The 24,255-nt window shown below is 62.2% G+C and carries 21 protein-coding genes and 1 tRNA gene; 11 read left to right on the top strand and 11 right to left on the bottom strand.

The annotated features are described in order from the left end of the window. Positions 1-47 precede the first annotated feature (47 nt). From AACH39_RS03295 to AACH39_RS03310, 4 genes are all read right to left on the bottom strand, one after another. Positions 48-500 (bottom strand): PaaI family thioesterase, encoded by a 453-nt coding sequence (locus AACH39_RS03295; RefSeq protein WP_215782447.1) that lies wholly within the window; start codon positions 498-500, stop codon positions 48-50. After that, a complete protein-coding gene (locus AACH39_RS03300; protein ID WP_338620886.1) occupies positions 497-970 on the bottom strand; it encodes a PaaI family thioesterase in 474 nt (157 codons plus the stop codon). The genes AACH39_RS03295 and AACH39_RS03300 overlap by 4 nt, the downstream gene beginning before the upstream one ends. Next, on the bottom strand, positions 967-3,558 hold the full coding sequence (gene gyrA, locus AACH39_RS03305; protein WP_338620887.1) for a DNA gyrase subunit A: 2,592 nt from the start codon (positions 3,556-3,558) through the stop codon (positions 967-969). Before gyrA ends, AACH39_RS03300 begins: the two co-directional genes overlap by 4 nt. A gap of 125 nt (positions 3,559-3,683) precedes the next feature. Next, positions 3,684-4,475 (bottom strand): basic amino acid ABC transporter substrate-binding protein, encoded by a 792-nt coding sequence (locus tag AACH39_RS03310; protein ID WP_338620888.1) that lies wholly within the window; start codon positions 4,473-4,475, stop codon positions 3,684-3,686. Between the two features lie 134 nt (positions 4,476-4,609). On the opposite strand from AACH39_RS03310, the gene AACH39_RS03315 reads away from it, so the two are divergent. Both AACH39_RS03315 and AACH39_RS03320 read left to right on the top strand, forming a co-directional pair. Beyond that, positions 4,610-5,173, top strand: coding sequence for a hypothetical protein (locus tag AACH39_RS03315; protein WP_215782443.1), 564 nt, complete (start codon positions 4,610-4,612; stop codon positions 5,171-5,173). 49 nt (positions 5,174-5,222) lie between these two features. Then, positions 5,223-5,298, top strand: a tRNA-Thr gene (locus AACH39_RS03320). 41 nt (positions 5,299-5,339) lie between these two features. Here AACH39_RS03320 and fumC read toward each other — a convergent pair. Then, positions 5,340-6,746 carry a class II fumarate hydratase gene (fumC, locus tag AACH39_RS03325; RefSeq protein WP_338621267.1) on the bottom strand — a complete coding sequence of 469 codons (1,407 nt, stop codon included), beginning with the start codon at positions 6,744-6,746 and terminating at the stop codon, positions 5,340-5,342. A 124-nt stretch (positions 6,747-6,870) separates the two neighbouring features. Here fumC and AACH39_RS03330 point away from each other — a divergent pair, with 124 nt between their 5' ends. Next, positions 6,871-7,533 (top strand): M15 family metallopeptidase, encoded by a 663-nt coding sequence (locus tag AACH39_RS03330; RefSeq protein WP_215782442.1) that lies wholly within the window; start codon positions 6,871-6,873, stop codon positions 7,531-7,533. On the opposite strand, the gene AACH39_RS03335 is transcribed toward AACH39_RS03330, so the two are convergent. Next, positions 7,526-9,412 carry a DUF3857 and transglutaminase domain-containing protein gene (locus AACH39_RS03335; RefSeq protein WP_338620889.1) on the bottom strand — a complete coding sequence of 629 codons (1,887 nt, stop codon included), beginning with the start codon at positions 9,410-9,412 and terminating at the stop codon, positions 7,526-7,528. The two genes, AACH39_RS03330 and AACH39_RS03335, sit on opposite strands and share 8 nt — an antisense overlap. A 12-nt stretch (positions 9,413-9,424) precedes the next feature. Then, entirely contained in the window at positions 9,425-11,290 is a 1,866-nt protein-coding gene (locus tag AACH39_RS03340) for a DUF3857 domain-containing protein (protein ID WP_338620890.1), read from the bottom strand. A gap of 199 nt (positions 11,291-11,489) precedes the next feature. On the opposite strand from AACH39_RS03340, the gene AACH39_RS03345 reads away from it, so the two are divergent. Together AACH39_RS03345 and AACH39_RS03350 are read left to right on the top strand one after the other, a co-directional pair. After that, the gene (locus AACH39_RS03345; RefSeq protein WP_215782439.1) at positions 11,490-12,146 is read left to right on the top strand and encodes a hypothetical protein; all 657 of its coding nucleotides are present in this window, start codon (positions 11,490-11,492) and stop codon (positions 12,144-12,146) included. Further along, positions 12,143-12,934, top strand: a complete 792-nt coding sequence (locus tag AACH39_RS03350) for a transporter substrate-binding domain-containing protein (protein ID WP_215782438.1) — start codon at positions 12,143-12,145, stop codon at positions 12,932-12,934. Before AACH39_RS03345 ends, AACH39_RS03350 begins: the two co-directional genes overlap by 4 nt. On the opposite strand, the gene AACH39_RS03355 is transcribed toward AACH39_RS03350, so the two are convergent. Together AACH39_RS03355 and AACH39_RS03360 are read right to left on the bottom strand one after the other, a co-directional pair. Next, on the bottom strand, positions 12,919-13,596 hold the full coding sequence (locus AACH39_RS03355) for a DsbA family protein (protein WP_338620891.1): 678 nt from the start codon (positions 13,594-13,596) through the stop codon (positions 12,919-12,921). The two genes, AACH39_RS03350 and AACH39_RS03355, sit on opposite strands and share 16 nt — an antisense overlap. Positions 13,597-13,609: 13 nt before the next feature. Further along, on the bottom strand, positions 13,610-14,488 hold the full coding sequence (locus AACH39_RS03360; RefSeq protein WP_338620892.1) for an MBL fold metallo-hydrolase: 879 nt from the start codon (positions 14,486-14,488) through the stop codon (positions 13,610-13,612). A 115-nt stretch (positions 14,489-14,603) separates the two neighbouring features. Between AACH39_RS03360 and AACH39_RS03365 the strand changes: the two genes are divergently transcribed. Beyond that, positions 14,604-15,503, top strand: a complete 900-nt coding sequence (locus AACH39_RS03365) for a LysR family transcriptional regulator (protein WP_215782435.1) — start codon at positions 14,604-14,606, stop codon at positions 15,501-15,503. 106 nt (positions 15,504-15,609) lie between these two features. Further along, the gene (locus AACH39_RS03370) at positions 15,610-15,981 is read left to right on the top strand and encodes a hypothetical protein (RefSeq protein WP_215782434.1); all 372 of its coding nucleotides are present in this window, start codon (positions 15,610-15,612) and stop codon (positions 15,979-15,981) included. Positions 15,982-15,991: 10 nt separating this feature from the next. On the opposite strand, the gene AACH39_RS03375 is transcribed toward AACH39_RS03370, so the two are convergent. Beyond that, positions 15,992-16,618 carry a protein phosphatase CheZ gene (locus tag AACH39_RS03375; RefSeq protein WP_215782433.1) on the bottom strand — a complete coding sequence of 209 codons (627 nt, stop codon included), beginning with the start codon at positions 16,616-16,618 and terminating at the stop codon, positions 15,992-15,994. 476 nt (positions 16,619-17,094) lie between these two features. Here AACH39_RS03375 and AACH39_RS03380 point away from each other — a divergent pair, with 476 nt between their 5' ends. The 4 genes from AACH39_RS03380 to AACH39_RS03395 all read left to right on the top strand — a co-directional run bounded on the left by AACH39_RS03380 (position 17,095) and on the right by AACH39_RS03395 (position 22,353). After that, complete coding sequence (locus tag AACH39_RS03380; RefSeq protein ID WP_338620893.1) at positions 17,095-18,021, top strand: patatin family protein; 927 nt, start codon at positions 17,095-17,097, stop codon at positions 18,019-18,021. Between the two features lie 172 nt (positions 18,022-18,193). Next, the gene (locus tag AACH39_RS03385) at positions 18,194-19,906 is read left to right on the top strand and encodes a penicillin-binding transpeptidase domain-containing protein (RefSeq protein WP_338620894.1); all 1,713 of its coding nucleotides are present in this window, start codon (positions 18,194-18,196) and stop codon (positions 19,904-19,906) included. Beyond that, positions 19,903-21,834: a penicillin-binding protein 2 gene (gene mrdA, locus AACH39_RS03390; RefSeq protein WP_338620895.1), complete on the top strand. Its 1,932-nt coding sequence runs from the start codon at positions 19,903-19,905 to the stop codon at positions 21,832-21,834. The genes AACH39_RS03385 and mrdA overlap by 4 nt, the downstream gene beginning before the upstream one ends. Before the next feature lie 339 nt (positions 21,835-22,173). Further along, positions 22,174-22,353 carry a hypothetical protein gene (locus tag AACH39_RS03395; protein WP_215782429.1) on the top strand — a complete coding sequence of 60 codons (180 nt, stop codon included), beginning with the start codon at positions 22,174-22,176 and terminating at the stop codon, positions 22,351-22,353. A 96-nt stretch (positions 22,354-22,449) separates the two neighbouring features. On the opposite strand, the gene AACH39_RS03400 is transcribed toward AACH39_RS03395, so the two are convergent. Further along, positions 22,450-24,249: a [FeFe] hydrogenase, group A gene (locus tag AACH39_RS03400; protein WP_338620896.1), complete on the bottom strand. Its 1,800-nt coding sequence runs from the start codon at positions 24,247-24,249 to the stop codon at positions 22,450-22,452. Positions 24,250-24,255 lie beyond the last annotated feature (6 nt).

Consider the following 24,255-nt stretch of genomic DNA (forward strand, 5'->3'; position numbering starts at 1 on the left):
CCTTTGTCGTGATTGCCATTCCGGGGCGATTGCTTGCCGTCGGCAACCTAGTTGGTATTGTTGTGCAGCAGGAAATGCGCGCGCGCCACCGCCACCGGCTTGTCGGGACTGTCTTGCCATGCCTCGATCAGCACATGGGCAACGCGCTTGCCCTGCTTGGTGATTTCACAGCGGGCAAACAATGTTTGCGGCCGGCCCGGACGCAGATAATCCAGAGAAAAATCGACAATTTTCGGGATGTCGAGCGACTCGCGATTCCACATCAGATGGATCAGCGCGGCGTTCTCCATGAAACCACCGATCAGACCGCCATGCAGGGCCGGCAAAGTGGTATTGCCGACATTGCGCTCGGCAAACGGCAGGGAAAACAGCAGCCCCCCCTCGTCATCCTCGGCGCGCAGGTTGACCCCCATCAGCCTGGCGTAGGGAATCAGCGCGATCAGATCGTCGAAGCGCTTTTCATCGCGCAACAGATTGAACTGCTCGATGAACTGGCTCATTTCACCGCCTCGCTGACCATCGGAATCGGACTGGACTCACGCATGAAGGTCGCCACACCATGGGCGATGGGCGCATCGATACTGTCATGGAAGCACACCGCACGGGTAAAGGCGACCTGGCCGGCCAGGCGATAGCACTCCGCCGTACAGAAGATCGGTTTGCCAGGCGTGGCCGCCTTGAGGTAATCGATGCGCAGATCCAGCGTGGCGATCGTTTCGAAATCGGGCAGCTGAGCGGCTACCGAGATCGCACTGCAGGTATCCACCAGCGAGGTAATCACCCCGCCATGCAGTACGCCGGTCGCCGGATTGCCGACCAGGTCCTCGCGCCAGTCGATCGCCAGGGTCGGCTTGCGGCCGACCGTGCCGACCAGCCGCATGCCCAGCGTACGGGCGTGCGGCAGCGACACGAACAGCTCACTCAGCACTTCGAGCACCTGGGCATTGGCTGGCGTCGCCAACTCGGTCATGCCTCTTCTCCGGTGGTGAAATCACCCGCCTCATCGTCCAGCCCTTCGTCTTCCGACTCGCTCTCAGCCACCTTTTCCAGGCCGATCAGCTTTTCGCCCTCATCGAGGTTGATCAGACGCACGCCCTGGGCGGCACGGCCGGTTTCGCGGATTTCCGCCACACGGGTGCGGATCAGCACGCCGCCGGTGGTGATCAGCATCACTTCATCGCTTTCGACCACCAGGGTGGCGGCCACCAGCGAACCATTGCGCTCGGAGGTGTCGATGGCAATCACGCCCTGGGTGCCACGATGGCTCTTGCGATAGTCGGAGATCGGGGTGCGCTTGCCATACCCGTTCTCGGTAGCCGTCAGCACCTGGGTCATGTCGCTGTCGGAAACCAGCAGGGAAATCACCTGCGCCCCTTCCGGCAAATCCATGCCGCGTACGCCGCGGGCATTGCGGCCCATCGGACGCACGTCCGCCTCGGCAAAGCGCACGGCCTTGCCATGACTGGAGAACAGCATCACTTCATGCTCGCCCGCCGTCAGCGCAACGCCGATCAGCTTGTCGCCATCATCCAGGTCCAGGGCGATGATGCCGGCCGAACGCGGACGCGAGAAGCTCGACAGCGCAGTCTTCTTGACCGTGCCGTTGGCGGTACACATGAAGATGTAGTGGTCGTCGGTAAAGGCCTTGACCGGCAGCATGGCGTTGATCTTTTCGCCTTCCACCAGCGGCAGCACGTTGACGATCGGCTTGCCGCGGCTGGCGCGACCGCCCTGCGGCAGCTCGTACACCTTGATCCAGTAGCAACGACCGAAGGACGAGAAGCACAGCACGTAGTCATGGGTATTGGCGACAAACAGGGTCTCGATGAAATCGTCGTCCTTGGTCGCCGCCGCCTGTTTGCCGCGTCCGCCGCGACGCTGGGCACGGTAGTCGTCCATCGGCTGGGTCTTGATGTAACCCGAGTGAGATACCGTCACCACCAGATCCTGCGGGGTGATCAGGTCTTCGATATTGATGTCGCCGCCGAACGGTTCGATTTCCGAACGGCGCGGGTCGCCAAACTGCGTGCGGATGGCGGTCAGTTCGTCGGCGATGATCTGGTTGATGCGCTCCGGCTTTTCCAGAATGTCGATCAGGTCGAGGATGGTGGCCATGATTTCCTGATACTCGGCCACGATCTTGTCCTGCTCCAGGCCGGTCAGGCGCTGCAGACGCAGATCAAGGATCGCCTGGGCCTGCGTTTCGGACAGCTGGTAACCATTGGCCGTCAGGCCGGTCTCGACGCCATCCGGGCGGGCCTTGAGCGGATCAACGCGCGACAGCATGTCCTCGACCAGCTGCGAACGCCAGGTGCGGCTCATCAGCGCCGTCTTGGCCACCGCCGGATTTTCCGACGCCTTGATCAGGGCAATGATTTCGTCGACATTCGACAGCGCCACGGCCAGACCTTCGAGGATGTGGCCACGCTCGCGTGCCTTGCGCAGTTCGAAAATGGTACGACGCGTCACCACTTCGCGGCGGTGACGCAGGAATTCTTCCAGCACCTGCTTGAGGTTCAGCAGGCGCGGCTGGCCGTCGACCAGGGCGACCATGTTGATGCCGAAGCTGTCCTGCAGCTGGGTCATCTTGTACAGGTGATTGAGCACCACCTCGGGCATTTCGCCGCGCTTGAGCTCAATCACCATGCGCATGCCGGACTTGTCCGACTCGTCGCGTAGATCGGAAATGCCCTCGATCTGCTTGTCGCGCACCAGCTCACTGATGCGCTCCAGCAGACGGGCCTTGTTCACCTGATACGGCAGCTCGTCGACGATGATCGCCTGGCGTTCGCCGCGGCCGATATCTTCGACGTGGGTGCGCGAGCGCATGATCACCCGGCCACGGCCGGTGCGATAGGCTTCCTTGACGCCGGCAGTTCCATAGATGATGGCGGCCGTCGGGAAGTCCGGAGCCGGAACGATGTCGATCAGTTCGTCGATCGTCAGCTCGCTGTTGGCCAGGAGAGCCAGACAGGCGTCCACCACTTCGCACAGATTGTGCGGCGGGATATTGGTCGCCATGCCGACGGCGATACCGGAGCTGCCGTTGATCAGCAGATTGGGGATCTTGGCCGGCAGGATCAGCGGCTCGTGTTCGGAGCCATCGTAGTTGGCGCCGAAATCGACGGTTTCCTTGTCGATATCCGCCAGCAGCTCGTGCGCGATACGCGCCATGCGGATTTCGGTGTAACGCATCGCGGCGGCGTTGTCGCCATCCACCGAGCCGAAGTTACCCTGACCATCCACCAGCGGGTAGCGCAGGCTGAAATCCTGCGCCATGCGCACGATGGTGTCGTAGACGGCAGTGTCGCCGTGCGGGTGGTACTTACCGATGACATCACCAACGATACGGGCGGATTTCTTGTAGGCCCGGTTCCAGTCGTTGGAAAGTTCGTGCATGGCGAAAAGCACGCGACGGTGAACCGGCTTGAGACCGTCACGCACATCCGGCAGCGCCCGACCCACAATCACGCTCATGGCGTAATCGAGGTAAGAGCGGCGCATTTCCTCTTCCAGGCTGACCGGAATGGTTTCCTTGGCGAAAAGCTGATCTGTCATGGGTGAGAGCTTGTCTTTTATTGTTGGCAAACGAGGGCAATTCTACCACGGACGCGAATTTCACGCATGGCAGCCGAGATGTTTGGCGACAGCATGTTCCGCCAGACAGCCCGGAATCAGGTAAATCACTTGCCGGCTGCGAAATACTGCCGGTAAAGCCTGTCATAAGTACCGTCGGCACGCACTGCGGCCAGACCGGCGTTGAGCTTGTCACGCAAGGCCGTCTGCCCCTTGGCCACGGCAAAACCGTAATGTTCCGGCGCAAAACTGGCGGTATCCTGCACCACAAAGAACGCACCGTCAGACTGACGTACAAAACCCGCCACCACACCGTTATCCCCCACCAGCGCACCGACCTTGCCGGCCTTGAGGGCCGCAAACGCCTCGGTCATGGTCTGATAGCGCACGACGTCGCCACTCTCCTTGCCCAGCAGACGCTGCAGATCTTCATCGGCGGAGGTTCCGACCTGAACGGCCACCTTGATGCCGCGCAAATCGGCAAACGACCCGATCTCGTTGGCACCGCGCGGCACCGCAATGACCTGGCGCGCGGAAAAATAGGGCTCAGAGAAATCCACCTGCTTCATTCGCTGCGGCGAGATGCTGATCGCCGATGCCAGGATATCGCGCTTGCGCTGGCCCAGCGTGGCAAAAATCCCCTCCCAGGGGGTATTCACGAACTGCAGCCGGAATCCCTCGCGACGGGCAATGGCACGCAGCAGATCCACATCGAAGCCGACCATATTCTGGTGCTCGTCCATGGATTCGAAAGGCGGATAGCTGGCATCGCTGCCAACCACATAAACCGGAACAGCCGCGGCATCCGGATGCCCGGCCCCGCGGTCGCACGCTGCCAGCAGAAAACAGAACGCCAGTGTGACAAGGACACGCCAGCCGGAGAAAAGATTGATGCCCACGTTGCTCCAATAATCTTGAGGTGCACTATAATCGGCCTCTTGATGAGCCGAATGGATATCTTAATCGACCGGCACATCGATTCACAATGAATAAACTATCTCCGTTATCACTCACGAAACGAGAACTGATTGACATGGCACTGAACCCGCTTCTCAAGACCCTGGCAGCCACCCTGCTCCTGTGCGCCAGCGGTCTGGCACTGGCCGAAGACCCGGCGACGACCGACATGCCCCTGCCGGGCGATGTACAGGTCTCGCAACCGGCCCCCGCCCACCACAAATCGCGCAAGGTCCAAGGCAGCAGCAACCTGGTCACGGCCCCGGCCGCCGACAGCCAGGGCGTCCGCGGCAAGAAGACCACCGCCGGCAAGAAAGCCCATGCCGGCAAAAAGGCCCATGGCAGCAAGAAAGCGCCTGGCAGCAAGAAGCCGCATACCGCCAAGAAGGCGCACAGCAGCAAAACCCCGGTGAGCGCCAAAAAACCGGCTGCCGGCAAAGCGGTGAAAAACGCCAAGCCGCAAGGCAAGACGAGCAAGCAGCCGAGCGCCAAGACCCGACACAAGGCAGCCGCGCGCAAGTCTCCGCCACGCCACGCCACGCACAGCAAGAAGGCTGCCGCCAAACCGGCCAAAGCCAGCCAGCACGGCAAGCAGAAAGCCCGCCCGGCAAAGCGGGCCGCCAGCCACAAGAAAAAATAAGCGCAGTGCTTGTCTTGGGGCGCCAATTTACGCATAATGGCGCCCTCTCGCCGGTGTAGCTCAGTTGGTAGAGCAGCTGACTTGTAATCAGAAGGTCGAGGGTTCGACTCCTTTCACCGGCACCAGATTCAAAAAAAGCCTTGTTTTCACAAGGCTTTTTTTCATTTCACGTCCGGGCAGACGGTCCGGTCATTGCCAAGGGATCCACCCAGGCATCGAAATCCTCCGCGCTGACCAGACCCAGCGCCAGCGCCGCCTGCTTCAGCGTTTCTCCTTCCGCCAGGGCTCGTTTGGCGATCATGGCAGCCTGGTCATAGCCGATATGGCGATTCAATGCCGTCACCAGCATCAGATTATCCCCCAGATGTCGCTGAATGACCGCGAGATCCGGCTCAATCCCCCGCGCACAGTGCTGCTCGAAGGAACGCACAGCATCCGCCAGCAAAGCCAGACTCTCCAGCACGTTATGCACCATCACCGGCTTGTAGACATTCAGCTGAAAATTGCCCTGACTGCCGGCAAAGGCCACGGCAGCATCATTGCCGAACACTTGCACACACACCATGGACAAGGCCTCACACTGAGTCGGATTCACCTTGCCCGGCATGATCGACGAACCCGGCTCATTCTCGGGGAGGCGAATTTCGCCAATACCGCAGCGGGGTCCGCTGGCCAGCCAGCGCACATCATTGGCCAGCTTGAGCAACGCGCCGGCCAGTGTGCGCAGACTGGCCGACACATTCACCAGGGCATCATGGGCAGACAGGGCGGCAAACCGGTTGTCGGCCGAGCAGAAGGGCAAGCCGGTCAGCGCGGCAATGTGCGCAGCGCAGCGCGCGCCAAACGCCGGATGGGCATTCAGCCCGGTCCCCACCGCCGTGCCGCCAATGGCCAGCTGGTTCAGCCCGGCCGACAGTTGCCCGATGCCATGCATGGCAAAATCCAGTTGTGCCACCCAGCTGCCGATTTCCTGCCCCAGGGTAATCGGCGTGGCATCCTGCAGATGTGTACGACCGGTCTTGACCACACCAGCAAAATCCCGGGCCTTGTCATCCAGCGTCTGGCGCAATGTGTGCAGCGCCGGCAGCAACGTGTGCGCCACCTCCAGGGCAACCGCCACATACATTGCCGTCGGAAACGTATCGTTGGAGGACTGGCCACAATTGACGTGATCATTGGGGTGAACAGGTGATTTGCTGCCCAGTGCGGCGCCGAGCAACTCATTGGCACGATTGGCAATCACCTCATTGGCATTCATGTTCGACTGCGTGCCGGAGCCAGTCTGGAATACCACCAGCGGAAAGTGATCGTCCAGCCTGCCGTCGATCACCTCCTGTGCGGCCTGCTCAATCGGCGCAAGCAGCGCCTGCGGCAGCTCCCCCAGCTCGGCATTGGCCCGGGCGGCCGCCAGCTTGAGCACACCCAGTGCCCGAATCAGTGGCGCGGTAAAGCGAAATCGCTCGACGCCGATCTGAAACATTGCCACCGAGCGCTGGGTTTGCGCCCCCCAGTATTTGCCGGCCGCGACATCGACCGTGCCCATCGAATCCGATTCCTGACGCAGATGATCCATCAGCCCGCCCTCCCGACGCCCTGTGCCGCCACCGATCACGAATCTTGACCATACCATGAATCAATCATCATGACGGGCAGTCAAACTGTCGCTAATCTTCAGCCTCAGCCCAACAGGAAGTGCCATGCAAACACCAGACCGCCCGCGCTGGCCAGAACCGTTCGTCGACCTGCAAACCCTGATCCCGGATCTGCAGCTCGAACTCAGCTACGCCGGCAGCGACAACTTCATCGGCCGGCCGGTCGATGGCTATCTCTGTGCCAGAGCCCTGCTGACGCGCCCCGCCGCACAACAACTGGCAGGCATTCAAGCCAGACTGCGACCGCTTGGACTCACTCTCAAACTGTTCGATGCCTACCGCCCCGAGCGCGCAGTGCGCGAGTTCATCCGCTGGAGCCTCGATCCCGACGACATCCGTCACAAGGCGCGCTTCTACCCGCAACTGGACAAGGCGCAGCTGTTTGCCGAGGGCTACCTGGTCGAGCACTCCAGCCACAGCCGGGGCAGCACCGTCGACCTGACCATCGCCATTGCCGGTGTGCACCACCAGGCGCCCGGCCCCTTGCGTGACAATGGCGAACTGGACATGGGCACCGAGTTCGACTGGTTCGGTCAGGCCTCGCATACCGACTACCCCGACCTGCCTGCCCCTATTCGTGCCAACCGGCAGTGGCTGAAGCAACTGATGCTCGAACACGACTTCGTCAACCTGCCGCAGGAATGGTGGCACTACACCCTGCGTCACGAACCCTTCCCCGAACAGGCCTTCGACTTCCCGATCACATAGGTTCTGACTGAAACAGGAACTGACTGCGCAGATCCTGCAATACCCGCTCGCCCATGGCCTTGTACGCGGCATAGTCCGCCGGCGCCAGATACGGTTGCGGCCAATCCAGCCGCAAACGACGAGTCACCCTGAGCTGACCGCCCTGACGCTGATAACTCGACTGATAATCACCAAACGGCGTGCTCAGTCGCAGGGGACGCGGCAAGGCCAGTACCTGCAGCTTTGCCGGCAAATCGATCACGGTCTCCTCCTGATACAGCCCCGGCTCAATCCAGAGCGGCGTCTGACGGATTGCGGCATTGGTATCTGCAAAGCGGGAGGCAATGGTGGCTCGACCACGCAAGCCGAGCGGCACCGCCATCCCGCCCGGCTGAGACAGGTCAGCCACCTCACTCAGGGTGAACTGCGTACGATAGGCAAAGGCATGGTGCAAATCGGTTGGCGAACCCGGCAGCAAACGCCCGCTGCCGGTCTGCTGCGTCTCGGCCAGCCAGCTCTCGGCCGCATGGGTCTCACTGCCCGGCGGCAACTGATTGAAAAAGCGTCGAGCCGACAACTCGGGCACACCAGCCAGCTGCAGGTTGGTCGCCCCCTGCATGGACCCATCCGCCAGCAAACGCAGATGCGTCAGCCCCACGGCGCGATTCAGGGTGCTGCCATCCACCGGCGTACGCATCAGGCGTGGTCGCCCGGTACCGTCATCCATCACCAGCACCGGCTTGCCCTGCTCGCTGTCGGCCAGCTGGCCAAAAGGCGCCAGACCAATCGTCGAGTCCACAAAGCGATCTTCATCCGGCAAGTAATTGATCACGTGATCAGAAAAATGTACCGGCACCGTATCCGAAACCCACCAACTCGCCCCGGCCTGAATCAAGGCCTGCGAAGAGCGGATGCCCTTGGCGGCCAACAGGGCCTGCAGCAAGGTGGCGTGATCCTTGCAGTCCCCGTAACGATTGGCGATCACCTCATCGGCAGAATGAGGAACGACACCGCCATAACCGAAATAGACACCCACCCAGCGGATATGGCGACTGACCCAATCGTACAGCGCCCGTTCCTGTGCACGGCGGTCGGCAAGACCAGCGGTCAGCTGGTCAGCCAACTGCTGAACACCCGGCGTCACCGCCGCCTTGTCCTGCGCACGAGACCAATAGGCATGCGCCAGATCGGCATAGTCGCTGAAATTGCTGAATGCCACCCAGGGGCTGTAGTCGTCCTCGCTCACCGACGAAGGCTCGGGCATCAGCGCCTGTGGCTGGCTGTACTGCCACGTCCAGCGCACGCTGTCACCCGACCCGGAAGCCGCCACGGCGGCCATGCCGGAGGCTTGCCAGCGCACCCCCATGGACTTGGGCATCAGCACCGTCAGGCGCGCAGACAGCACCTGGTCATGTCGTGACTGACGCCAGACATAGTCCACCTTGCCATCCGGCCAGAAGGCACGCGACGCACTGCGACGCCAGTGCACGGCCACACTGCCGCCGCGCTGCAAGCCCTGAAACACCACCACACGTTCCTTGTCCGAGCCATACACCGGCTCACTGCTGTAAGGGCCTGGCTGGTCATAGATCCTGTCGGCCGCCACATTCAGTCGCTTTCCATCCGGCGTCAGGGTGTACGCCTCCAGAATCTGCAAGGTTTCCAGCTCGGCGTTGTACTCGAAACGACGCTGACTCATGGCGGCAATCGCGGACTCGTTATTGACGCGCAAGACCAGCCAGCGCTCCTCGTCACTGGCGCCGTTCGCCTGGATCGTCAACTGCGTATCGTCCTGCATCACGGTGACATTCGGCTGATAGCCGGCAGCCGCCTGGCCCGCGGCAAAAGACAGCGATGAAGCGAATAATACGCAGACGAGCAAGCCCCTCTTCGTTCTCATCGAAATGTCACCTTATGGCATCTGATACAGGACTTGCGCGCGCAGATCCTTCTGCACGGCATCCGCCAGTTTTTTATAAGCAGGATACATCGCAACAGGCGCCCAGTTTTCCGGCCAGTCCATTTGCAACTGCCGCGTCACCTGCAAGACACCGCCATCGAGCTCGTAATGACTCTGATAGTGGCCGAAGGGGCTGTCGATCCGGACATCTTTGGGTCGGGAAAACACTTTCACACCGGCAGGCAGCGTGAATTGCGTCTGCTCGCGGCAGTGACCGGACAGGACGACGAAGGGCAAATGCCGCTCGGCCAGCTTCGCCTGGGGAAAAGCGTCGCGCAGACACATCAATCCGCCCAGGCCTTGCGGAATGGCAAACGCACCCGGTCCGGGCATGGGGGCGATCCCCGTCAGGGTATAGCGCGCATTCAGCACATAGGGGCGGGTCAGATCGTAGGCATCGGGCAGATCAAAGCGACCGGCACCGTGCTGGCCGGTTTTATCCAGCAGATCCTCCGCCATCTTTTCCTCGCCCCCCGAGGGCACCTCCGCAAAGACAGAGCGCATATAGCTCTCCACCTGACCTGCATAGCGGTTGGTGCTTTCCCCCGTAACCGAACCATCCGGCTGCAACACCATCCGCGTCGCCGAGACCGTCCGATCCTGCGCCGAATTCAGCGTCGGGGTTTTCAACAGCGCGGCATGGCCACTGCCATCATCCAGCACCAGCGCCGTCTGCCCCAGCAAGCCCTCATCCATCTGCCCGTAAGCCAGCAAGGTTTGCGAAGGATCCACAAAGCGATGCTCATCCGGCAGATACAGCATGACATGGTCGAAAACCGCGAAAGGCACGGAGACCGGCAGCAATGTGCCGTTATCGCTGTAATCCAGCAATGCCTGGCTGCTGCGGATCTGCCGTGCCGCCAGCAAGGACTGCAGCAGCGTGGCGGCATCCCGACTATCGGCATAGCCGTTACTCAGCACCTGGGCCGCGCGATGCGGCACCATATTGGTACGCCATGCATACAGATCGATGTGACGAATCTGGCTGCGCACCCAGTCATACAGCAGCAGCGCCTGTTCATGCGGCGAGGCGATGCCGTGGGTGAGCTTGTCGGCCAGGCGCTGCACTTCGGGCGTGACGGCAGCCTGTGCATTGGCGCGACGGCCATAGGCCTCTGCCGCCGCCTGCCAGTCGGAGAAATTACTGTAGCTGAGCATCGGGCTGACATCTTCCTCGCTCACCGAACCAGGCTCCGGGGCCAGGGCCTCATGCGGCGGCACAGTCCAGCGCCAGACTTGCAGGTCGCCGATGATCTGCCGGTCAGGCGCGGGCAGATCACGGGCAAACACCTTCAGCGACCACTCGGCCGGCGCCTTGATGGTATAGCTGCCGCCCAACAGGCGGTCATGCACCGACCAGAATGCGCTTTGATTGATTCTGGCACCCGGCCAGCGTGGCTGGCCGTACACCTTTTGCCAGTGGATGGTCAGCACCGCGCCCACCTCCACCCCGGGGAACACCACAGTCTTGATCTGGTGATCAACATACATCGGCGCCGACCGGCTCAACCGGCCGGACTGATCGAAAATCTTGTCGGCCGGCACCGCCATGCGCCGGCCATCTGCCGTGGTGGTATAGGCCTCCAGCACCTTGACCGACTGCGCCTGATCGCCATAGAACGTGATGCTCTGCTGGCCGTCTTCGCTCACCGCCCTGGCCGTTTCAATCCGCTTGACATAGACCTGATCAACGACCATGCGGCCATCCGCCTGAAACACCACCACCCGGTCATCCCGCACAATCGTGACATCCGGCTGATAGCCCTGCGCCTGCGCCAAGACAGGCAGTAACAGCAACACCCACAGACAGCGTTTCATCGTGCTTCCATCTTGTTTTGATTGTCCGCACCCGAGCGGCACGGCACGTCACTTATGACGTTTGCGTTCCAATTTACTCGAAGATGAATTAGCAATCGATAATTTTTTGACCGGCGGCAAAGGAACAGGCCTTCAGACAAGGAATCCTGTCATGGTGAGATGGCGTGAATATGCTAAAAAAAGAGATGAGGGGGGAGCGATGCTGAAAACAACATTGAAAAACGCTTACGACCGTTTCTATTTCTCGCGCCTGCGCAATACCCTGACCTTGCGTCGCAGCCTGGTGTTCGGACTGACTTGCCTGGCCGTGGCCCTGGCAGACGACTGGTGGCCGGGACTGGACCATGAATTGTTTGCCCCCTGGGTGGATCGCCTGCTGGTGTTCCTGGGACTGTGCCTGATCCTGAGCCTGATCCCCGACCTGATCGGTTTTCGCAAATCCATGCTCAACCTCATTCCCTGCGGACAGAACCGCTGGGAGATCCGTCTGGCGCTGATCCCCTTTCTGCAGGCCCGGCGCATGGCCAAACTGGACACCAACTATCTGGAACTCGAAGTCTTCACCATCCTGCGCTATGCCTATGCCCAGCACCTGACCGGTACGGTCAGCATGGCCAGCCACCTGTTTTCCAACCGTGAGCGCCGGGCCGGACGGGCCGAGGACATCCAGGCCTACTTTGTCGGCTGGCAGGCCAACGAGCAGGAAAACCTCAGCCAGCTTGGTCAGTGGCATGCCTGGCTGATCAACCGCCTGATCATGGCGCGCAACCGCGATGATGGCAAAGACCGCCACCTGATCAGCCCTGGCCCCATCCACGGCATCGTCATTCACTGTCAGGCGGAGACTTTCCGGTGAGCCGTTTGCGCCTGATGCTGACCGCGCTGTTGCTGGGCTGCGCCCTCGGGCTCAGCCACGCGGAAACCATCCAGATCTCCACCGGCGAATTCCCGCCCTGGGCAGGAGAAAAGCTGCCCAATGGCGGCTTCATCAACCGGGTGGTACAAGAAGCCTTCCGCCGCCAGGGTGTGCAAACCGAGCTGCGCTACATGCCCTGGGCCCGTGCCATGGCCAGCCTGCAGCACGGCAACGTCATCGCCAGCTCGTTCTGGGCCCACGATGCCAAACGTGACCAGCGCCTGCTGCAAAGCGCGCCGCTGACCAATAACCCCTGGCTGCTGTTTCACCGCAGCGAACTGACGCTGGGCAAGTGGCGCACACTGAGCGATCTGGCGAAATACCGCTTTGCGGTGATTCGCGGCTACACCTATACCACCGAATTCTGGGACTTGATCCGTCGCGGCGTCCTCAAGGCAGACATCGTTCAGGATGACGCCACCGCACTGCATGAGCTACAGGCCGGTCTGGTGGACATTGTCCCGATGGACCCGGTCAACCTGGCTTACCTGAGCAGCCAGCCCCTGCCCGGCATCAATCCCAACATCCGGCTGGAGGGGGACCCGGCTCCCTTTGCCAGCCTGCCCGCCTACCTGCTGATCCGCGACACACCACTGGGGCGCCAGCTGCTGCAGCGCTTCAACCAGGGACTGGCCAGCATGCAGGCTGACGGCACGCTGGACACCTATCGGCGCGAGCTGATGGACAGCCTGCAGGCCGTCCATCGCAACGATCAGATCTCGCAGTGATCCGGGCCACAAACCGGGCCGCTTCCCTTGGCCCCGGCAGGCATCGCACCCTGCTGCGACTGCAGCCAGGTTCGCCAGGCCGCCACCTGCCCCAGCCAGTCACCCAAATCAATCAGCGACCACTGGTCATCCTGTTCCAGCAGCAAGGTCGGAAACCCGCGCCCGCCCGAACGAGCCAGTAGTTGGCGACTGGCGGCCAGATGTCCGCTCACATCCACCGTCCCCTGGGCTGCTTCGAAGGCAGGGACATCCAGACCGATCTCCTGCGCCAGCACACTCAGGACAGGCAGGTCGGCAATCCGCTGACCTTCGACGTAATGCGCCCGCTGCAAACGGGCCAGCATGTCCAGCCCGCGCCCGGCGACCTGCTCGGCCGCCAGGATCGCGGCAATCGGCGGCGTCGAATCAAACCAGGCAGTCTCATCCGTCAGCAGACCATCAAAATAGGCATCGCCAAACGGCTGTCCACTGATGGCGGCAATGCGCCGGTCATGCCCCATGACATACTGACGCAACTGCGGTGTGACGGGCTGGCGGTTTTCATCCGACATCATGCCGCCGGCGTGCGCCTCGACCGGCAGGATCTCCCGCGCCGCGGCAATCAGCGGTGCCGCGGCATAGCACCAGCCGCACAAAGGATCATAGATATAGTGCAGTTTCATGCTGTCCCCTCGCTTACCACTTCATTTCGCCCTTCGCGACACGGGCACTGATTTCCAGCGAAGCGGGCTCACCCGCCTGCGGATACAGCTGGCGCATGGCCGCGATCAAAGCGTCGCCACTGGCGGCCCTGACCGTCTGGGCATCGAAAGCACGGATATAACCAGCGGTATAGGCCGGCGCATCCTTATCGGCCACAGCGCCCGGCAGCGTATGCCCCGGCACCACGACCGCCGGCTTGAGGGCGCGAATCTGGTCCAGCGTGGCCAGCCAGTCGGCATGCGATTGCGGCGTCTGGGTATCTGCCATCCAGACATGCTGGTTATTGAACAACACCACGCCACCCACCACGGCCTTCAGCGACGGAATCCAGACATAGCTGCGCGACAAGTCGCCCTTCAGCCCCTGCACTTCCAGCGTCTTGCCTTCCAGCATCAGCCGGGTGCCCGCCAGCACACTGGGCGTCAGCGTGACTTTCGGCGCGTCTGCGCCCAGCTTCGGCCCCCAGAAGGCCAGTTTGCCGGCCGCCGATTCACGAATATGCGCCACCGTCGCCGCCGTCGCCACGATCCGGGCATCCGGGAAGGCGGCATGCAGGGTTTCCAGACCGAAATAGTAATCCGGGTCGCCATGGCTGATGTAAATGGTCGTCAGATGCTTGCCGCTGGCACGCACCAGCTGCACCAGCTGCGCTGCCTGCGACTTGCCGAACTGGGCATCGATCAGCACCGCATCGCGCTCACCGCTGACCAGCACCGAAGACACCGGGAAAAAGGCCTTCTCGCCCGGGTTGTAGACCTGCAGATGCAGTGTCGGGGCCGCAGAAGCACTCACCGACAGCCCCAGGGCCAGCGAAGCAGACAAAACAGAACCAACAGCAAAACGTCGCAACATGATGATCTCCAGTCAAACGATCCGTATGGATCAAACAGGACTGCAGAATAGTTGCAAATAACAGCGCAAAAAAGCCTATAATCCGACACAGTTTATTGCAAAAAACGGTCAAATCATGGACAGACTGACCGCCATGCGGGTCTTCGTCACCGTCGTCGACAGCGGCAGCCAGTCCGCCGCCGCCGAACAGCTTGATCTTTCACGCCCTGTTGTCTCGCGCTATCTGGCCGAACTGGAACAATGGGCGGGCGCCCGCCTGCTGCACAGGACGACCCGGCGACTGAGCCTGACCCCTGCCGGCGAACAGACCCTGCCGCGCTGCCGGCAAATGCTGGACATGGCCAGCGAGCTGCAACACAACCTGCGCGCGCCGGACGACGCCCCGCGCGGCCTGGTGCGCGTCACCTGCAGCACCTCCTTCGGTCAGGCCCAGCTGGCAGCCGCCCTCGGCGCCTTTGTCAGTCATCACCCTGCCGTCACGGTCGACATGCAACTGCTCGACCGCACCGTCAACCTGGTAGAAGAACGTATCGACCTGGCCATCCGCATCACCAACGAGCTCGACCCCAACCTGATTGCCCGGCAGATCAGCCTGTGCCGCTCCATCCTGTGCGCCTCTCCCGACTACCTGCAGCGCCATGCGCCGCCGCGCCGACCGGAAGAACTCGCACAGCACAACTGTCTGACCCACGTGTATGCCGGCAAGAGCCTGTGGCATTTCGAGCAGGCGGACGGCCCCCTCTCCGTCGCCGTCAGCGGCAACCTCAGCGCCAACGAAGTGACCTCACTGATGGCCGCCGCCCTGGCTGGCGTCGGCATCGCCCAACTACCGACCTACCTGGCGGCCGGCGAGCTGCGCGCCGGGCGTCTGTTACCCGTACTGGCCAACTTCCGGCCACGCGATATGCGCATTTATGCCGTTTATGCCTCACGCAGACAGATGTCGAGTGCCCTGCGGGCACTGGTGGATTTTCTGGCAGAATATTTTGGCGAGGAACCAGCCTGGGACCAGTAGCGCCTCTTCTGACGGGAGCAAGGCAGCAATGGCTTGCCGCCAGGAGCGACATACGGTAAAAAAACCCATGCCCGGACGGGCGGATTCAGACAAACAAGGAACAAACATGTATTACGAAACGGTCATTGACGATGGGCAGATCAACCCGGCATCGCCGCTGCACGGCGTCACCCTGGCCTGCTACATACTTTTCGGACTGGGCCTGTTCGTCCCGCTGTGCACCCTGATCGGGCTGATCGTCGCCCTGATCAAGCGGCGAGAGGCTGACGGCACCGCGTATGCCAGCCATTTCACCTGGCTGATCCGCACCTTCTGGATCACCCTGGCCTTCGGCCTGCTGGGCATGCTGACCGCCCTCATCGGCATCGGCTTCCTGCTGCTGGGCGCCCTGTGGATCTGGCACATCTACCGTGTCATCGCCGGCTTTCTCAAATTCAACGACCGGCTGGCCATCGAGCGCCCAACCCGCTGGTTCTAGACGCTGCGACTCAAAAGCCGAGGTCATCGAGAAACTTGTCGACCTCGGCCTGCGACCCCAGCGCATGGTCGCCCTGCAGATCCGACTGCATGGCCGGCCCGTTCAGCAGACTGTCCGTCTTCTTCTTGTGACCACTGCCCGGCTGAGTGCGCTGCAACAGCGTCAGCAACTCGGCTTCCATCTTGCCGGCCACCTCCACCACCCGCTTGATCACCTGCCCGGTCAGATCCTGAAACTCCTGCGCCATGACGATTTCCATCAGCCGCGCCTTGTGCGCCTCGCCCTCACTGACGCTCTGCTGCAGAAAATCACGCGTACGCTGCATGGCGGCACGATAAGCCGCTGAATCGCGCCGTTGCCCGGCCACCTGATCCCACTGCGCCAGCAAAGCCTGCGCCTCGGACTGACTCTGTTCCAGCGCCGGTGTCATGGCATCCACGGCATTCAACACCCGGGATACCGCCTGCTCGGTCATGGTCAGCACATAGGCCAGCCGCTCGCGGGCATCCGGAATCGAATCCACCGCACGCGCCAGCTCACTGTCCACCCCGACGTCCTGCAAGGTCTTGTGCAAGGTGCGCGCCATCTGCCCCAGTTGCTGAAAGACTTCCTGCCTTTGCTCTTTCTGAGTACTCATTCACGCCCTCATGACCAGGTTAGGATATTTATTACATTACATTATAAATCGATAATCTATAAGCACCGCCCTTGCGCCAGGGCAAATCCGCCTCAACAAAGATCAATTCACACCACAGTGAACTATTTTGCAGTGCCGCAATCATAGTTACTTCATACGATTAATTTAGGCTAGACGTTTAACACAAATGCCGCGACCACAGGCCGCGCCCGCGCAAAGGAGCGATCGATGCAAAAGAATACTGCCCTGCTGACCCTGTTTCGTCCGCCACGCCGCAAGCCGAAAAAAGCCCGACTGGTGGTCCTGAGCGACGCCCGCCCGGCAGCCCTGATCCCTGGCTGACAAGACAAGCTGACAAGGCAGGCCGACCGGGCAACGCCGTGGCCTGCCTTGTTTTTTTGACGCAGTGCACAAAAAGGTTTGTCAGACCGCACAGAAGGTTTTATGCTGACCTGACCCTTTCGCGCGAGCAGGTCATGAACTTCAGTATCCGCTTTACCGGTCAGCAAGATCCCGGCGCCTGGCTGTGGCACAGCCGGCTCGGGCTGGCCTGCGAAGGTGGCGGTCAGCGCGGCATTTTCACCGCCGGCATTCTCGACACCTTCCTCGAGCACGACTTCTTTCCCTTTCGTATCCTGGTCGGCACCTCGGCCGGCGCCCAGAACCTCGCCGCCTATGCCGCCGGCACCCGCGGCTACGCCCGGCACATCATCCTGCGCTACAGCAGTCACAAGGCCTTTTTCGACCCGCTGCGCTTCGCCCGCGGCGGCCACCTGATCGATCTGGACTGGCTGTTCGACACCACGGCGCAGGAGTTCCCGCTCGACGCCGAACGCGCAGCACGCCGGCTGCGTGGCCGCGAACTGCATATGGTGGCCTGTCGCAGCGACACCCTGGCCGCCAACTACCTGCCCTTCGACCAGACGCACTGGGCCAGCACCATCAAGGCCTCCAGTGCCATTCCCCTGTTCTACCGCGGTGGCGTGACACTGGGTGAAGCCAACTACTGGGATGGCGGCGTCAGTGAACCGCTGCCGGTATGCGCCGCCCATCAACTCGGTGCCGATTGCATCGTGGTCGTGCGCACCCTGCCGGCCAGCTATGCGGTCAAACCGCTCAAACTGCCGCCACGCCTGCTTCATGGTGGCCGCCTGAGCAATATGGCCGCCATTTTGCAAAGCCATCTTGATGGCTACCTGCTGGCGCATGATTTCATCCGCCGCCCCCCTCAGGGCGTCAAAATCATCGAACTGGCCCCGCGCACCCCGCTGAAAAGCCAGTTGCTGGGCAGCAAGCCGGAGGCACTGCGCCACGACTATCGGCTCGGTCAGGCCTGTGCGCTGCAGTTTCTCGAACAACACGCCTGGCGCTTGCGTCGCCATCAGGCAGCCAGCCGCGCCTGAGACGCCGGGGCACGGCCCGCCCTCGGGACACCCCCGGAAATCTCCTTACGAAGGCTTATTTTCTCCGACACCCAGCCCCCGCGGGCCAGCGAGATCAAGACAATAAGACGCTTTGATCCCGCCACGCCCGCACCATGCACTTACCCAGACCGACCCCGGCAAAGAAGCAACCGTGAGCCGCGACCACAAACGCGCGCCCACCAGCACACCCGTGCGCCCGGTGCCGCCCTGGCGCAGCCTGCTGCTGTGGCTGCTGCTGGCGCTGGCGTTCTGCAGCCTGATCGGCCGCGCCCTCTACCTGCAATGGCGCCAACAACCCTTCCTGCAGCAACAGGGCGAGGCACGTTATCGGCGCACTCTGCAGCTGCCGGCACATCGCGGCATCATCACCGACCGCCGCGGCGAGCCGCTGGCCATCAGCACACCGGTCCAGACCATCTGGGCCAGCCCTTCCGACATGGCACCGGTCGAACCGGAAAAATTACGCACCCTGGCGAGGCTGTTGAACCTTCCCTTACAGGATCTGTCAGCCAGACTTTCTGATCGGCAACGCGACTTCGTCTACCTGCGCCGGCAAATCGACCCCGAACTGGCAGAACGCATCATGGCCCTCCACATTCCCGGCATCGCTGCCCAGCGCGAGTTCAAGCGCTACTACCCGACCGGCGAGGTCGCCGCCCAGCTGATCGGCTTCACCGGCATCGACGGCCAGGGACAGGAAGGCATCGAGCTGGCCATGAACGACAAACTGGCCGGTGCCGCCGGACAGCAGGTGGTACTGAAAGACCGCCGCGGCAGCATCATTGCCAGCCTGGGCAGACCACAGCCGGCCCGCGACGGGCAGAAAATCGAACTGGCCATCGACAACCGCATCCAGTACCTCGCCTTTCGCGCCATCCGCCAGGCCGTCACACAACACAAAGCCCGCAGCGGCAGCGTGCTGGTGCTCGACGCCCGTAGCGGCGAGCTGCTGGCGGCGGCCGGCTACCCCTCGTTCAACCCCAACAACCATGCCGGCGTCCAACCCGAACAGCGACGGCTGCGTGGCGTCGTGGACCAGTTCGAAAGCGGCTCGGTGATGAAACCCTTTGCCATCGCGCTGGCCCTGGAGGATCGGATCGCCACCCTGAGCACCGTGCTGGACACCCATCCTTACTACATCGGGGCCAGCCAGGTGCGCGACGTCAGCCCGCAGCCCAGGCTCGACATCGCCGGCATCATGCACAAATCCTCCAATGTCGGTACCAGCAAGCTGGCGCTGCAAATCAGTCCGCAACGTTTCTGGCGTTTCTATCGCTTACTTGGCTTTGGCCAGCCGGCCGGCAGCGGCTTCCCCGGCGAGACCAGCGGCAAGCTGCGCCCGTGGGAACGCTGGCACCCGATCGACCAGGCCACCATGTCCTTCGGCTATGGCGTCTCGGTCAACTTGCTGCAACTGGCCCGCGCCTACACCGCCCTGACCAGCGACGGGGTGCTGCTGCCGGTCTCGCTCTACAAGCTGAGCACCCCGCTACCCGGACGGCAGGTACTGAGCAGCGGCAGCGCACAGGCCGTACACAAACTATTGCAAAGCAATGCGCGCGAACACCCGGCTGGCCGCGTGCCGGGCTACAGCAGCGGCTTCAAGAGCGGCACCGCACGCAAGCTGGAGAACGGCCGCTATGTCGCCAATCGCCACCGTGCGATGTTCGTCGGCTTTGCCCCGGGGACGGCACCGCGCATCATCATCGCCGTCACCCTGGATGAGCCCGGGGCCGGCCGGTACTACGGCGGGGAAGTCGCCGCGCCGGTGTTTGCCGACGTGGCGCGCGGTGCGCTGCACATTCTCGGCATCGCACCGGATCAGCCGGACGACGCCACACCACAGGAACACCTCACCCCATGAAATACGATCACGACGAAGACCGCCGCTTCCGCCTGCGCCTGCTGATTGCCGGCTCACTGGTATTGCTGGGCTTCCTGCTGCTGCTCGGCCGCCTTGCCTGTCTGCAACTGGTGCGCTACCAGCACTTCGCCACCCGGGCCGACAGCAATCGCATTGCCCTGCTGCCGGTCGAGCCGGCGCGCGGTCGCATCCTCGACCGCCACGGTGCGGTGCTGGCGCACAATCTGGCCAGCCACACCCTGCACATCAAGCCTGCCGAGGCAGGCGACATTGATGCCCTGCTGGTCGAGCTGCGCCGCTGGATCCGCCTGTCTGCACGCGAAGAGCGGCAATTTCGCCAGCGACTGCAACAGGAGCGCGCGGCCGACAGTGTGGTGATCAAGGAAAAACTGAGTGATGAAGAAGCTGCCCGGCTGGCGGCCAATGCCTGGCAACTGCCGGCCATCGACATTCGTGCCAGCTTCTTCCGCGACTACCCCTACGGTGCGCTGACCAGTCATGTGCTGGGCTATGTCGGCCGGATCAGCCCCGACGACCGCAAACGGCTGACAGAAGCAGAGGATGAGGCTCGCTACCGCGGTGCCCAGTCCATGGGCAAGATCGGTCTGGAAAAAGTCTATGAAGACAGGCTGCGCGGCCAGATCGGCAGCCAGCAGGTGGAGACCGACTCACGCGGCCGCTTCGTGCGCAGCCTGCGCCAGACCCCGGCCGAGCCCGGCCGTGACCTGCACCTGACGCTCGACATCCGCCTGCAGCAACGCGCAGAACAGTTATTCGGCGAGCGGCGTGGCGCGCTGGTCGCCATTGACCCGCAAAACGGCGAAGTCCTGGCCATGCTGTCCAAACCGGGCTTCGACCCGGCACTGTTTGTCGACGGCATCGACCAGGACAACTGGCAGGCACTCAACGAAGACTGGCAGCGCCCGCTGTTCAATCGTGCGCTGCGCGGCACCTACCCGCCCGGCTCAACCTTCAAACCTTTCATGGCCATGGCGGCGCTGGAAACCGGCGCCATCGCCATGGACGACATCCGCCCGGCACCGGGTTACTTCACCTTGCCCGGCTCCAGCCACCAGTTCCGCGACAGCCGCAAGCAGGGTAACGGCATGGTCAACCTGCAGCGTGCCATCGCCGTTTCCAGCGACACCTTCTTCTACAAGCTGGCCTGGGAAATGGGCATCGAACGCATCCACCCAGTGGTCGGCAGCTTCGGGCTGGGCAGCCAGACCGGCATCGACCTCGACGGCGAGGCCAGCGGCACCCTGCCGAGCAAAGCCTGGAAGGCCCGCCGCTTTGCCCGCGCCCAGCCCGCCGCACAACGCTGGCTGCCTGCCGATGTGGTCAGCATCGGCATCGGTCAGGGCTTCAATGCCTACTCGCCCCTGCAAATGGCGCATGCCACCGCCATCCTCGCCAGCGATGGCCTGATCCATCCGCCACATCTGGTGCGGGCCATCACCCCGGGCGGCAAACCGGCCGACAAGGACACCACCCTGCCGCGCGCCGACGCGACACGCCTGCCCTATGCCGCCGAACATTTTGCCTACGTCAAGCAGGGCATGCAGGGTGCCATGGCCTATGGGACCAGTGCCCGTCTGGGCCGCGACCTGGCCTACAGCATGGCCGGCAAAACCGGCACCGCTCAGGTGGTCCAGATCCGCCAGGGCGAAAAATACAATGCGGCCGCACTGCCGGAACAACATCGCGACCACAGCTGGTTCATCGCCTTTGCGCCGGTGGAAAAACCACGCATCGCCGTCGCCATCATTGTCGAAAACGCCGGTTTTGGCGCGGCCAGTGCCGCGCCGATTGCCCGGGCACTGTTCGACAGCTACTTGCTGCAAAGCAGCAACAATAATGACATTCAACTACCCAGCGCCCGGCAAACACCGATAAATAATGAATTTTCAGCAAAAAATAAGGGTTAATAATGAAAATGGCATTGCTGCAAGCACCGCGCCACGGTAGCTTGAAGTCAACCGGCACCACAGAGGTCCGGTCATCAGCCAAAAACCAATCCAAAGGAGAATCATCATGATGCGACTGTTGAGCGCCATTCGTTTTGCCTGGCAACAATTCCACCGTGAAGGTCGCCGCTGTGTGCGATAAATCCGGTAAATCCGACAAACCGAGGTCCCCCTCGTAAAACGGGCGATGCCAACCGGCTCGCCCGTTTTCATTGATCCCTTCCTGCCCTGCCGATTCAGCCGTACACCCGCCCCGCGCAGCAACTATGCTTCAGCTATCACCCATACGGAAAACCCATCATGAATGAATCGAGCCTGCTCGCTGCTGCGACCATTGTCGCTTCCTGGAAAGACCCGGAAGACGGCATCAACAACATCCCGGTGATTGCCCGGCGCGTGGTCGATCTGGCAGAACAGATCGAGCGCGAGCTCAACAAGCGTCGCACGGTCAAAACGCCCGACCCCTTGCCGGCCGAATAAGTGCCGCCTGCCTGCCCGCCCAGGCGCGCCCAGCAATAAACAACGCCCTGCCATGTCTCCATGGCAGGGCGTCATGACATCCAGCTCGCTCAGCGATCAGCGCTGGCCTTCTTCCGCCTGCTCGCCCCAGACGGCGCGAATATCGGCGGCGCGCACGCAACTGCGGTCGCGATAGCTGGTATGCAACAGATGATGCGCCTTCTCCGAATGCGGCGCCTCGAGGAAGTCGGCATACAGCTTCTGCACCTGCTGATTGTTGTGTGACTGGCGCGCCTTGGTATGGCGGTCAATGTCATACAGCGTCGCCCGGCGCTTGAGCGCATGCGGCAGATAGGCCTTCTTGGAACGCAGCGTACCACCACCGTCCACGCAGCCCCCCGGGCAAGCCATGATCTCGATGAAATCAAAGTCGACCGAGCCGGCACGAATGGCTTCCACCACCTCGCGCGCGCCCTTCAGGCCATGACACATCGCCACCTTGATCTCGCCGAAATCCCCGCCCAGATTGACATGCGCAGTACGCACACTCTCGAAGCCGCGCAACTGGCCAATTTCGATGTGCTCCAGCTCCTTGCCGTTCACCACGAAATACATGGTGCGCAAGGCCGCTTCCATCACCCCGCCGGTCGTACCGAAAATCGCCCCGGCACCGGAGTACTCGCTCATATAGGGGTCATCAAAGGCCGACGGCGTCATGTGCTTGAGGTCGATCCCCTCGCGACGCAGCAGATGGGCGAACTCGCGGATGGTCAGCACCACATCGACATCCGGCTGACCATTCTTGACATGCTCCGGCCGGCGCGCCTCCTCCTTCTTGGCGGTACACGGCATGATGGAAATCACCCGCATGCGCGCCGGATCGATCTGGCGCTTCTCGGCCAGATAGGTCTTGGCGATCACCCCCAGCGTCTGCTGCGGCGAGCGGGTTGATGACAGCATCGGCCGCATGTCCGGATAGTGCTTCTCGATAAAGGTAATCCAGGCCGGACAACAGGACGTGAAGGTCGGGCCCTTCTTCTGGCTCAGACGACCGAGCAGTTCGGTACCTTCCTCCATGATCACCACATCAGCAGCAAAGTTGGTATCGAGAATGATGTCGGCGCCCAGCTTGCGCAGCGCGGCGATAATCTGCCCCTCGACATTGTGGCCGGGCGGCAGACCGAACTCTTCACCGAAGCCGACACGGATGGCCGGCGCCATCTGGAACACCGTGGTAATGCCCGGATCGGCCAGATAATCCAGCACTTCCTGCGTCTGATCCCGCTCGGACAGCGCCCCGGTCGGGCACACCATCACGCACTGACCGCAAGTCACACAGGGCGAGGGCTCGACCGAACCACCCTTGAGACGGATGCCGGCGGTACTGCCCCAGCCGGCCAGCTCCAGCGAGTCGATGTTCTGCACATTGCGGCAGACAGCCACGCAACGCTGACAGCGGATGCAGCGGCTGCGGTCATAGATGATCGCCTGGCCCTCATCCATCGGTTCGTCGTTTTCCCAGCCCTGGGTGTAATGGAAATCGACCGTGGTCAGGCCAACCGAATTGGCCACGCTGAGCAACTCGCAATTGCCGTTGCGCTTGCAGGTCGAACAGGACTGATGGTGATCAGCCATGGTCATTTCCACCTGCACCCGGCGCATGTCCTGCACCTTGGCCGTGCGGGTCTGCACCTGCCAGCCTTCCTGCATCGGCGTATCACAGGCGGTCAGAAAGCGTGGCTCGGCACTCTGGCCATCATTCACTTCCACCAGACACACCCGGCAGGTGCCCGGCGCGTGGTCGATATCGTTCAGTTCGCACAGGGTGGGAATGAAAATATCGTGCTCGCGCGCCACTTGCAGAATGGTCTGCCCGGCCTTGAAGTCGTACGCTTGTCCATTAATCAATGCTTGCATGGCGGC

The sequence above is a fragment of the Paludibacterium flexuosum genome, from assembly GCF_037076605.1.
Classification (GTDB): Bacteria; Pseudomonadota; Gammaproteobacteria; order Burkholderiales; family Chromobacteriaceae; genus Paludibacterium.